The following is a 453-nucleotide window of genomic DNA, read 5'->3' on the forward strand; positions in this document are numbered from 1 at the left end:
GCACGGGTTCGTCGCGTTCGCACGGGATCGGATCCCGTGCGAACGCAGCGAACCCGTGCGGATGACGGCGGCGCGGGATCGGTCGAGGGGGCGCTGGCCGAGATGGCCGAGGCGGCCGCGGTCGCGGCGCGGGCGGCGCGGGCGGCGCTGGCCCGGGTGGCCGGCCGGCCCGCGGAGCTGGACCGGGCCGGGGTGGTCGACGCGGGCGGGCTCGGCCTGGTCGTGGTGCTCGACGCGCTGGTGGCCGCCGCCGGGGGCACCCCGGAACCGGTCCCGGCGGGCACCCTCGCGAGACTCGACGACCCGGGGCCCGTCGGCCCGGGGTCCGACCGCACGGGACGGCCGGGTGCGCCGGACACCGGCGCGGTGACCGGGCCGGTCCCGGCGATCCGTCCGGGCGCGCGGCACGGCCCGGCCACCGGCCGGGGCGCGGGGCACGGCGCGGCCACCGGC

General features: G+C 83.0%; 1 pseudogene. It reads left to right on the forward strand.

The window, feature by feature from the left end:
* Positions 1-36: 36 nt before the first annotated feature.
* Positions 37-453, forward strand: a pseudogene (locus ABD160_RS20975) (hypothetical protein); the annotation flags it as partial.

Source organism: Pseudonocardia kongjuensis (genome assembly GCF_039526905.1).
GTDB classification, from domain to species: domain Bacteria; phylum Actinomycetota; class Actinomycetes; order Mycobacteriales; family Pseudonocardiaceae; genus Pseudonocardia; species Pseudonocardia kongjuensis.